This window comes from Pseudoalteromonas sp. HL-AS1 (assembly GCF_031198785.1).
In the GTDB taxonomy this organism is placed as follows: domain Bacteria; phylum Pseudomonadota; class Gammaproteobacteria; order Enterobacterales; family Alteromonadaceae; genus Pseudoalteromonas; species Pseudoalteromonas distincta.
The window spans coordinates 285,312-297,181 of record NZ_CP133569.1; the positions used below are offsets into that span (position 1 = coordinate 285,312).

At 42.9% G+C, this 11,870-nt stretch carries 5 protein-coding genes; all 5 read left to right on the forward strand.

The window, feature by feature from the left end:
- Window positions 1-242: 242 nt before the first annotated feature.
- The 5 genes from rpoB (at window position 243) to fusA (ending at window position 11,827) form a co-directional block, all read left to right on the forward strand.
- Entirely contained in the window at window positions 243-4,268 is a 4,026-nt protein-coding gene (rpoB, locus tag RB214_RS01375; RefSeq protein ID WP_024597281.1) for a DNA-directed RNA polymerase subunit beta, read from the forward strand.
- Between the two features lie 104 nt (window positions 4,269-4,372).
- A complete protein-coding gene (rpoC, locus tag RB214_RS01380) occupies window positions 4,373-8,548 on the forward strand; it encodes a DNA-directed RNA polymerase subunit beta' (RefSeq protein ID WP_309168053.1) in 4,176 nt (1,391 codons plus the stop codon).
- Window positions 8,549-8,742: 194 nt separating this feature from the next.
- Window positions 8,743-9,117 carry a 30S ribosomal protein S12 gene (rpsL, locus tag RB214_RS01385; protein ID WP_002958885.1) on the forward strand — a complete coding sequence of 125 codons (375 nt, stop codon included), beginning with the start codon at window positions 8,743-8,745 and terminating at the stop codon, window positions 9,115-9,117.
- A 97-nt stretch (window positions 9,118-9,214) separates the two neighbouring features.
- Window positions 9,215-9,685 carry a 30S ribosomal protein S7 gene (rpsG, locus tag RB214_RS01390; protein WP_010555004.1) on the forward strand — a complete coding sequence of 157 codons (471 nt, stop codon included), beginning with the start codon at window positions 9,215-9,217 and terminating at the stop codon, window positions 9,683-9,685.
- 27 nt (window positions 9,686-9,712) lie between these two features.
- Window positions 9,713-11,827 carry an elongation factor G gene (gene fusA / locus RB214_RS01395; protein ID WP_002958887.1) on the forward strand — a complete coding sequence of 705 codons (2,115 nt, stop codon included), beginning with the start codon at window positions 9,713-9,715 and terminating at the stop codon, window positions 11,825-11,827.
- Window positions 11,828-11,870 lie beyond the last annotated feature (43 nt).

The following is an 11,870-nucleotide window of genomic DNA, read 5'->3' on the forward strand; positions in this document are numbered from 1 at the left end:
AAATCAGGCAAGGGCTGGTGATTATTTAATCACCGGCCTTTTTGCGCTATAGAGTGATGCACTCTTTTAGTTCAAATAAAATCTGATTTTTTCTTTACTTTCAACGCTTTATAGTTTGCTAGTGTTAAAGTGGGATCTAATTAGAACAACAGTTAAATGTTGTAAAATCTTGGCATAGCTGCCAGTTAAGTCTGTTCTTACAAGAACAGGTCGGGTCAAAGATCAGCAAGCTGAGGAACCCCATGGCTTACTCTTATTCTGAAAAGAAACGTATCCGTAAGGATTTTGGTAAACGTCCACAAGTTTTGGATATACCTTTTTTACTGTCTACACAGTTAGAATCGTTTAAAAAATTCTTAGTGCCGGACGCTGATGGCGATCATGGTTTGGAAGCTGCCTTCCGTTCTGTGTTCCCTATTAAAAGCTACTCGGGAAATTCTGAGCTTCAATACGTAAGTTACCGTATTGGTGAGCCAGTTTTCGATGTAAAAGAATGTCAAATTCGCGGTGTGACTTATTCTGCTCCACTTCGCGTGAAACTGCGTCTTGTTGTTATGGACAAAGAAGCACCAGGCACAGTTAAAGACATTAAAGAGCAAGAAGTTTACATGGGCGAAATTCCGCTCATGACAGATACCGGTACTTTTGTAATCAATGGTACAGAGCGTGTTATCGTTTCTCAGCTACACCGTAGCCCTGGTGTATTCTTTGATAACGACCGCGGTAAAACCCATTCATCGGGTAAAGTATTATATAACGCACGCGTTATACCTTACCGTGGTTCATGGTTAGACTTCGAATTTGATGCAAAAGATAACTTATATGTACGTATTGACCGCCGTCGTAAATTACCGGCGTCTATCATCCTACGTGCACTAGAGTATTCTAGCGAAGAAATCCTAGATATGTTCTTCGATAACACTACGTTTGAAGTAACGAATGGTAAAGTTCTTATGGAACTTGTACCTTCGCGTTTACGTGGTGAAACTGCCGCTTTTGATATCAAGAGCGAAGACGGTGAAGTATTTGTTGAAAGCGGTCGTCGTGTTACGGCTCGCCACATCAAGAGCATCGAGAAGAAAGGCATTAAGCAATTAGAAGTACCACATGAGTACATCATTGGCCGTATTGTAGCTAAAAACTATGTTGATGAGTCAACTGGTGAAGTTATTGCAAATGCAAATGACGAGCTAACTCTAGAGCTAATGGCTGAATTGGTTAAAGCCGGTCACACTAAAATTGATACGTTATATATCAATGAAGTGGACAGCGGTGCTTACATGTCAAATACATTGAACATTGACTCTTCAAGCAGCCGTTTAGAAGCACTAGTAGAAATTTACCGCATGATGCGCCCAGGCGAGCCACCGACGAAAGACGCGGCTGAAGCCTTATTCCAGAACTTGTTCTTCTCTGAAGAGCGTTATGACTTATCTACTGTAGGTCGTATGAAGTTCAATAGCCGTGTTGGTTACGATACAGACACAGGCCCAGGCACATTAAGCAAAGAAGACATCGTGTCTGTTATGAAAGTATTAATTGCTATTCGTAACGGTCAAGGCGATGTTGATGATATCGATCACTTAGGCAACCGTCGTATACGTAGTGTTGGCGAAATGGCTGAGAACCAATTCCGTGTTGGTCTAGTACGTGTTGAACGTGCTGTACGTGAGCGTTTAAGCTTAGGTGACCTTGACGCGATAATGCCACAAGATCTTATTAACGCTAAGCCTATTTCGGCAGCGGTTAAAGAGTTCTTCGGCTCGTCTCAGTTATCACAGTTTATGGACCAAAATAACCCACTATCAGAAGTTACGCATAAACGTCGTATCTCTGCATTAGGTCCGGGCGGTCTAACTCGTGAACGCGCAGGCTTTGAAGTACGTGACGTTCACGTAACTCACTATGGTCGCGTATGTCCAATCGAGACTCCTGAGGGTCCAAACATCGGTCTAATTAACTCGTTGTCTACGTACGCACGTACAAATGACTACGGTTTCTTAGAAACACCTTACCGCAAAGTGGTAGATGGTGTTGTAACTGATGAAGTTGATTACTTATCAGCCATTGAAGAAGGTCAGTTTGTTATCGCACAGGCGAACTCAAACTTAACTGAAACCAATGAGTTTGTTGATGAACTTATTCCATGTCGTCACAAAGGTGAATCTACCTTTATGGGTCGCATGGACCAGCAGTATATGGATGTATCACCACAACAGGTGATCTCTGTAGCGGCAGCACTTATCCCGTTCCTAGAACACGATGATGCTAACCGTGCATTGATGGGTTCAAACATGCAACGCCAAGCAGTACCAACATTGAAAGCGGATAAACCGTTAGTAGGTACTGGTATTGAGTTAACACTAGCGAAAGACTCTGGTGTAACTATCGTTGCTAAACGTGGTGGTGAAGTAATGTATGCTGACGCAAGTCGCATCGTTGTAAATGTACATGAAGAAGAACGCATCCCAGGTGAAGCGGGCATCGACATCTACAACTTAACCAAATACACACGTTCTAACCAAAATACATGTATTAACCAAAAACCAACTTGTATGGTTGGCGAACCGGTTACTCGTGGTGATGTGTTAGCAGATGGTCCTTCGACTGACTTAGGTGACTTAGCCCTTGGTCAAAACCTTCGCGTGGCATTCATGCCATGGAACGGTTACAACTTCGAAGATTCAATCTTGTTATCAGAGCGCGTAGTTGAAGAAGATCGTCTAACGACTATCCATATTCAAGAACTACAGTGTGTTGCCCGTGATACTAAATTAGGTCCTGAAGAGATCACTGCAGATATCCCGAATGTGGGTGAGTCTGCGCTAGGCAAGCTTGATGAATCAGGCGTTGTATATATTGGTGCTGAAGTTAAAGGCGGCGATATCCTAGTAGGTAAAGTGACTCCTAAAGGCGAGACACAGCTTACACCTGAAGAGAAGCTACTACGTGCTATCTTCGGCGAAAAAGCGTCTGACGTTAAAGACAGCTCTTTACGCGTACCAAACTCTGTAACTGGTACTGTAATTGACGTGCAAGTTTTCACCCGTGATGGTGTTGAAAAAGATAAACGTGCGTTAGAAGTTGAAGATATGCAGCTTCGCGAAGCGAAGAAAGACTTCAACGAAGAGTTCCGTATTTTAGAAGCAGGCGTTTTAGACCGTGCACGTAAGCTACTTATAGCTGCTGGTTTTGATGAAGAAAAACTTGCATCTCTTAATGCTGAAAAAGTACTTACGCAAAGCCTTGCTGAAGAAGACAAGCAAGCTGAGCTTGAGCAACTAGCTGCACAGTACGATGAGCTTAAAGCTGAATACGATAAAAAGTTTGAAAACAAACGTCGTAAAATTACCCAAGGTGATGATTTAGCACCAGGCGTACTTAAGATTGTTAAAGTATACCTAGCTGTTAAACGTCGTATCCAACCGGGTGATAAAATGGCGGGTCGTCACGGTAACAAAGGTGTTATCTCGACTATCGTACCAGTAGAAGATATGCCTTACGATGACAAAGGTCGTACGGTAGATATCGTATTGAATCCACTAGGTGTACCATCGCGTATGAACATCGGTCAGATCCTTGAAACACATATGGGTCTTGCTGCACGTGGTATCGGTGAACGTATTGAAGAGATGATGAAAGAACAACGTGAGCTTCATGAGCTACGTGAATTCATCAAGCAAGCTTACGAAATTGGTGAATCTCGCCAAGTTGTAGACATTGCTAGCTTCACTGATGACGAAATTCGTCGTCTAGCTGAAAACTTAAAAGGTGGTTTACCAATAGCTACTCCTGCATTTGATGGCGCGAAAGAAAGCGAAATCAAAGACATGCTTGAGCTTGGTGGATATCCTCGAAGTGGTCAGGTTACACTTTATGATGGCCGTACTGGCGATCAGTTTGAACGTCAAGTAACTGTTGGTTACATGTATATGCTTAAACTTAACCACTTGGTTGACGATAAGATGCACGCACGTTCTACTGGTTCTTACAGCCTTGTTACTCAGCAGCCGCTGGGTGGTAAAGCACAGTTCGGTGGCCAGCGTTTTGGTGAGATGGAAGTATGGGCACTTGAAGCTTACGGTGCTGCTTACACTCTACAAGAAATGCTAACAGTGAAATCGGATGACGTGAACGGTCGTACTAAGATGTATAAAAACATCGTTGATGGTAACCATAAAATGGAACCAGGTATGCCAGAATCGTTCAACGTATTGTTGAAAGAAATCCGCTCACTGGGTATCAACATCGAGTTGGAAGAAAATTAAGCCAATTAGATGCTGCAGTTAACGCTGCAGCATCTGTTACGGCTGAATAGAATGTAGGGACGAGACTATCCGTCCTCAAGATTAACTCCGACAGGAGAGCTAAGGTGAAAGACTTACTTAAGTTTCTGAAGCAACAAAATAAGACCGAAGAATTCGATGCAATTCGCATTGGTCTTGCTTCACCAGACATGGTTCGTTCATGGTCATACGGTGAAGTAAAGAAACCTGAGACTATTAACTACCGTACTTTCAAGCCTGAGCGCGACGGCTTATTCTGTGCCCGTATTTTCGGCCCAGTGAAAGATTATGAGTGTTTATGTGGTAAATATAAACGCCTTAAACACCGTGGTGTGATCTGTGAAAAGTGTGGCGTTGAAGTAACACTCACTAAAGTGCGACGCGATCGTATGGGTCATATCGACCTTGCGAGCCCAGTTGCACATATATGGTTTTTAAAATCATTACCGTCACGTATTGGCTTAATGCTAGATATGACGCTTCGTGATATTGAACGTGTTCTTTACTTCGAATCATTCGTAGTAACTGAGCCTGGTATGACAACGCTTGAGCGTGGTCAACTATTAGGTGAAGAAGAATACTTAGATTCACTAGAAGAGCACGGTGATGAATTTGAAGCGAAGATGGGTGCTGAAGCAGTTTTAGACTTGCTTCGTGAACTCGATCTTGCTCAATTAATTGCTGAGATGCGTGAAGAGTTACCAACAATTAACTCTGAAACTAAGCGTAAAAAAATCACTAAACGTCTTAAGTTAATGGAATCGTTCCACCAATCAGGCAATAACCCTGAGTGGATGATCATGACAGTACTTCCAGTATTGCCACCAGATCTACGCCCATTAGTACCATTAGACGGTGGTCGTTTTGCGACATCTGATCTAAATGACCTTTACCGTCGTGTTATTAACCGTAATAACCGTCTTAAGCGTCTACTAGATTTAGCAGCACCAGACATTATTGTACGCAACGAAAAACGTATGTTACAAGAAGCGGTAGATGCGCTACTTGATAACGGTCGTCGTGGTCGTGCAATTACAGGTTCTAACAAACGTCCTCTTAAATCTCTTGCTGATATGATCAAGGGTAAGCAAGGTCGTTTCCGTCAGAATCTACTTGGTAAGCGTGTAGATTATTCAGGCCGTTCTGTTATCACAGTAGGTCCTACACTTAAGCTTCACCAATGTGGTCTTCCTAAGAAGATGGCACTTGAGCTATTCAAACCATTTATCTATGGTAAATTAGAGCGTCGCGGCATGGCTACGACAATCAAAGCAGCTAAGAAGATGGTTGAACGTGAAGTTCCGGAAGTATGGGATGTACTTGACGAAGTAATTCGTGAACATCCAGTATTACTTAACCGTGCACCAACACTTCACCGTTTGGGTATCCAAGCGTTTGAGCCTGTGCTTATCGAAGGTAAAGCGATCCATTTGCATCCATTAGTATGTGCGGCGTACAACGCCGATTTCGATGGTGACCAAATGGCGGTACACGTACCGTTAACAATCGAAGCGCAGCTTGAAGCTCGTGCATTGATGATGTCAACAAACAACATTCTATCTCCTGCGAATGGTGAGCCAATCATCGTTCCTTCACAGGATGTTGTATTGGGTCTTTATTACATGACTCGTGACCGCATTAACGCTAAAGGCGAAGGCGCGATATTTAAAGATCCAAAAGAAGCAGAAAAAGCATACCGCAGTGGCAATGCTGACCTTCACGCAATCGTGAAAGTACGTATTAGCCAATCAGTTAAAAACGAAGACGGCATAGTAGAAGACACTGTTACTGTAATCGATACAACTGTTGGTCGTGCAATTCTATCTTTAATTTTACCTAAAGGTATGCCGTTTGAGTCAATCAACCAAGCATTAGGTAAAAAGCAGATTTCTAGCTTATTGAATGAATGTTACCGTCGTCTAGGTCTTAAAGACACTGTTGTTTTTGCTGACCAAGTTATGTACACCGGTTTCCATTATGCAATGAAATCAGGTGTTTCTATCGGTATTGATGACTTAGTTATCCCACCGGTTAAAGCACAGATCATTGAATCAGCTGAAGCTGAAGTTACTGAAATCAACCAACAATTCCAATCAGGTCTTGTAACGGCTGGTGAAAAGTACAATAAAGTTATCGATATCTGGTCACGTGTAAACGAAAACTTGTCACGTGAGATGATGGCTAACTTGTCAAAAGATACAGTTATCAATGCAAAAGGTGAAGAAGTAGAGCAACCGTCATTTAACTCAGTGTTTATGATGGCCGACTCAGGTGCTCGTGGTAGTGCTGCACAGATTCGTCAGTTGGCGGGTATGCGTGGTCTAATGGCACGTCCAGATGGTTCAATCATCGAGACGCCAATCACAGCTAACTTCCGTGAAGGTCTAAACGTACTTCAGTACTTCATCTCAACGCATGGTGCGCGTAAAGGTCTTGCCGATACTGCACTTAAAACAGCTAACTCGGGTTACCTAACGCGTCGTCTAGTAGACGTAGCACAAGATTTGGTAATCAACGAAGATGATTGTGGCACAGAAGATGGCTTAACAATGAAACCGCTTATTGAAGGTGGTGATGTTGTAGAAGCACTTCGTGAACGTGTTCTTGGTCGTGTTGTTGCTGAAGATATTGTAATTCCAGGTACTAATACTGTACTTGTTGAGCGTAATATCATGCTTGACGAAAAACTGTGTGACCTTTTAGAAGAGCACTCAGTGGATGAAGTTCGCGTACGTTCTGTTATCACATGTGATAACGACTTTGGTGTATGTGCTAAGTGTTATGGTCGTGACCTTGCACGTGGTCATATCATCAACGCGGGTGAATCAGTAGGTGTTATCGCGGCGCAGTCAATCGGTGAGCCGGGTACACAGCTTACGATGCGTACATTCCACATCGGTGGTGCGGCATCAAGAGCGTCAGCTGAAAATAATGTACAAGTTAAAACTAACGGTACATTAAAACTTCATAACGCTAAATATGTATTAAATACAGATGGTAAGATTGTTATTACCTCACGTTCTACTGAGATCACTATCATTGATAGCTATGGTCGTGAAAAAGAACGTTATAAAGTACCTTACGGTGCGGTATTAACAGTGCAAGACAATGCTGAAGTTCAAGGTAACGACATCGTTGCTACTTGGGACCCGCATAGTCACCCAATCGTTCTTGAGCATAAGTCAAAAGTATCGTTTAGCGACATAGATGACTCAAATACTGAAGCACAGACTGATGAACTAACAGGTTTAACCCGTGTAGTTGTTAAAGATCTTGCTAAAGTAAATACTAAAGAACCTAAGCTTATCATTGAAAGTGAAGAGCGCGGTCTGCAAGAAACACGTCTTCCTTCATTCACTACGATTGAAGTTATTGACGGCGTTACAGCAAACCCTGGTGACGTGTTAGCACGTATACCACAAGAAGGTTCGAAAACTCGTGATATCACGGGTGGTCTACCACGCGTAGCCGACTTATTTGAAGCGCGTAAACCTAAAGAGCCAGCTATCTTAGCTGAGATCACAGGTACTATTAGCTTCGGTAAAGAGACTAAAGGTAAGAAACGTTTAGTTATTACTCCAGCTGAAGGTGATCATTACGAAGAAATGATTCCTAAGTGGCGTCAACTTAACGTGTTTGAAGGTGAGCAAGTGTCTAAAGGTGAAGTTATCGCCGATGGTCCTGAATCGCCGCATGACATCTTACGCCTACGCGGTGTGACTCATGTTGCTAACTACATCGTTAACGAAGTGCAAGAGGTTTACCGTTTGCAAGGCGTTAAGATCAATGACAAGCACATTGAAACAATTATCCGTCAGATGATTCGTAAATGTACCATCATACACGGCGGTGATACTGACTTCTTAGCCGGTGAACAAATCGAAGTGGCGCGCGTTAATATCGCAAACCGTGACCTTGAAAAACAAGGTAAGATACCAGCTAAGTTTGAAATCCAGTTAATGGGTATCACAAAAGCATCACTAGCAACAGAATCTTTCATCTCTGCAGCGTCTTTCCAAGAGACAACACGTGTTCTTACAGATGCGGCAGTGAATGGTAAGAGCGATGAGCTTCGCGGTCTTAAAGAAAACGTAATTGTGGGTCGTTTGATCCCAGCCGGTACCGGTTTTGCGTATCATCAAGACCGTATGGCTCGCCGTAAACAAAGCAAAGTAGTAGTAGAAGAGCAAACAGTAAGTGCAGAAGAGGCGACTCAAGCACTTACAGACGCTCTAAATGCTGATTTGTCTGGAAATCAATAAACTGTTCTTAATCAATAGATTAAGTGATCGTAAGGCAGTTATATGCTGTCTTACGATTAGTTTAGGTTGACAGGTTAAACTTTGCTCATTAAAATTCCGCCACCCATTTACTTGTGTGCTTAATGCAGGCTCGTAAATAAAGGGCGGATTTTTTATTTTTTTCAGTAGTAATTTTAATTTCAGGAGCTATTTAAATGGCAACTATTAACCAGCTAGTGCGTAAGCCACGCCGTAGCAAGGTTACGAAAAGTAACTCAGCTGCACTAAAAGCGTGTCCGCAAAAGCGCGGTGTATGTACTCGCGTATATACAACTACACCTAAGAAACCAAACTCGGCGTTACGTAAAGTAGCACGTGTACGTTTAACTAACGGTTTCGAAGTAACTTCATACATTGGCGGTGAAGGTCATAACCTTCAAGAGCATAGTGTAATCCTAATCCGTGGTGGTCGTGTTAAAGATTTACCAGGTGTGCGTTTTCACACTGTTCGTGGTGCACTTGACTGTGCAGGCGTTAGCGATCGTCGTCAAGCTCGTTCTAAATACGGTGCAAAACGCCCTAAAGGGTAATTGTATTCCGTTAGTAAGGCCAAGCACTAAATATTTATAATTATTGTTTTGGGTGATTGACTCGAAAGAGCAAACCTGAATAAACCGGAGATACAAAATGCCTAGAAGACGCGTAATCGGTCAACGTAAAATTCTTCCAGATCCTAAGTTCGGATCGGAACTTCTTGCTAAATTCGTTAACATCGTGATGTTAGACGGCAAGAAATCTACTGCTGAAAAAATTGTTTATGGTGCGCTAGACGTGGCTGCTGAGAAATCAGGCAAGTCGCACCTAGAAATCTTTGAAACTGCACTTGATAACATCCGTCCACAGGTAGAGGTTAAATCTCGCCGTGTTGGTGGTTCAACTTATCAAGTACCAGTTGAAGTACGTCCAGTTCGTCGTAACGCATTAGGTATGCGTTGGTTAGTAGACGCTGCACGTAAGCGTGGCGAAAAATCTATGGGCTTACGTTTAGCTCAAGAAATCGTTGACGCTTCTGATAATAAAGGCACTGCGGTTAAGAAACGTGAAGACGTTCACCGTATGGCTGAAGCGAATAAAGCATTCGCTCATTACCGTTGGTAATCTGTCTTTAACCTTTAAGAGGATCATATGGCACGTACAACTCCACTTGAGCGCTATCGTAATATAGGTATTGTTGCTCACGTAGATGCAGGCAAAACCACCACAACAGAACGTGTTCTGTTCTACACAGGTCTTTCTCATAAGATCGGTGAAGTACATGATGGCGCTGCAACTATGGATTGGATGGAGCAGGAACAAGAGCGTGGTATCACAATCACTTCTGCTGCAACAACGTGTTTTTGGAAAGGGATGGACGCTCAATTTGACGCCCATCGTATCAATATTATTGATACTCCAGGACACGTAGATTTCACTATCGAAGTAGAGCGTTCTTTACGCGTATTAGATGGTGCGGTAGTTGTTCTTTGTGCTTCATCTGGTGTACAGCCGCAAACTGAGACAGTTTGGCGTCAAGCGAACAAATACGAAGTTCCGAGAATGATCTTCGTAAATAAAATGGATCGCACGGGCGCAGACTTCTTAGCAGTGGTCAGCCAGGTGAAATCTCGTCTTGGAGCAACGCCTGTTCCAATTCAGTTGCCTGTAGGCGCTGAGGACGACTTTAAAGGTGTTATTGACCTTATAAAAATGAAAGTGATTAACTGGAACGAAGCGGACCAGGGTATGACTTTCTCTTATGAGGCAATACCGGCAGAACTTCTGGAATTAGCTGAAGAATGGCGCGCTCATTTAGTTGAAAGCGCTGCTGAAGCAACAGAAGAACTAATGGATAAATACTTAGAAGGTGAAGAGTTAAGTGAAGCAGAAATTAAAAATGCTTTACGCCAACGAACATTAGCAAATGAGATTGTTCCAGTTACTTGTGGTAGCGCATTTAAAAACAAAGGCGTTCAAGCTGTGCTTGATGGCGTTGTTGAATATATGCCGTCACCAGAGCAAGTGAAACAAATCCAAGGTATCTTAGAGAATGGTACTGAGGAAGAACGTCCAGCTAATGATAAAGCGCCGTTTGCTGCACTCGCATTTAAGATTGCAACAGACCCGTTCGTTGGAACCTTGACCTTTTTCCGTGTTTACTCTGGTACTGTTAAACAGGGTGACACGGTATATAATCCAGTAAAAAGTAAGCGTGAGCGACTTGGCCGTATCGTACAGATGCATTCAAACTCTCGTGAAGAGATCAAAGAAGTTTTCGCAGGCGACATCGCGGCAGCTATTGGTCTTAAAGACGTAACAACAGGTGAAACACTGTGTGATCCGAATTCTATTATTACGCTTGAGCGTATGGAATTCCCAGAACCAGTAATCTCTATTGCGGTTGAGCCCCGCACTATAGCTGACCAAGATAAGATGGGTATCGCACTAGGTAAACTAGCTGCTGAAGATCCTTCTTTTCGCGTACAAACTGACGAAGAATCAGGCCAGGTTATAATCTCTGGCATGGGTGAACTTCACCTAGATATCATCGTCGACCGTATGAAACGTGAATTCAGTGTTGAATGTAACGTTGGTAAGCCGCAGGTCTCATACCGAGAAGCTATTCGTTCAACTGTTAAGGTTGAAGGGAAGTTTATACGTCAGTCAGGTGGTCGTGGCCAATATGGACACGTTTGGATTAAACTTGAACCGATGGATATTACGGATGATGAGTCACCAATTTACGAGTTCGTTAACGAAACCGTAGGTGGTTCAGTTCCTAAAGAATTCGTTCCTGCGGTAGACAAAGGTATCCAAGAGCAAATGTCTCAAGGTGTACTGGCAGGCTACCCATTACTTGGCGTTAAAGCGACTTTATATGATGGTTCATTCCATGATGTAGATTCGAATGAAATGGCATTTAAAATAGCAGGTTCACTGGCAATGAAAAACGGGGCGCTTGAAGCTAACCCTGTACTTTTAGAGCCAGTAATGAAGGTTGAAGTACTCACTCCTGATTCAAATATGGGTGATGTAGTTGGCGACTTAAACCGTCGCCGCGGCATAATCGAAGGCATGGAAGATGCATTAGGTGGACTTAAGCAAATTAATGCGCAAGTTCCTCTTTCTGAAATGTTTGGTTATGCAACTGCTTTACGATCTGCAACACAGGGCCGTGCCTCATACTCTATGGAGTTTGTGAAGTACGCTGAAGCCTCTAAAAATGTCGCAGATACAATAATTTCAGCTCGCGCTGTTATATAATTTTAGCTTGTCTGGCTCAATAGTGAGTCAGGCTTTAATTTCT

Bases quoted from the DNA above. Each gene is read 5' to 3' on its own strand.
- rpoB (WP_024597281.1), top strand. From the start codon at position 243: ATGGCTTACTCTTATTCTGAAAAGAAACGTATCCGTAAGGATTTTGGT.
- rpsL (WP_002958885.1), top strand. From the start codon at position 8,743: ATGGCAACTATTAACCAGCTAGTGCGTAAGCCACGCCGTAGCAAGGTT.
- rpsG (WP_010555004.1), top strand. From the start codon at position 9,215: ATGCCTAGAAGACGCGTAATCGGTCAACGTAAAATTCTTCCAGATCCT.
- fusA (WP_002958887.1), top strand. From the start codon at position 9,713: ATGGCACGTACAACTCCACTTGAGCGCTATCGTAATATAGGTATTGTT.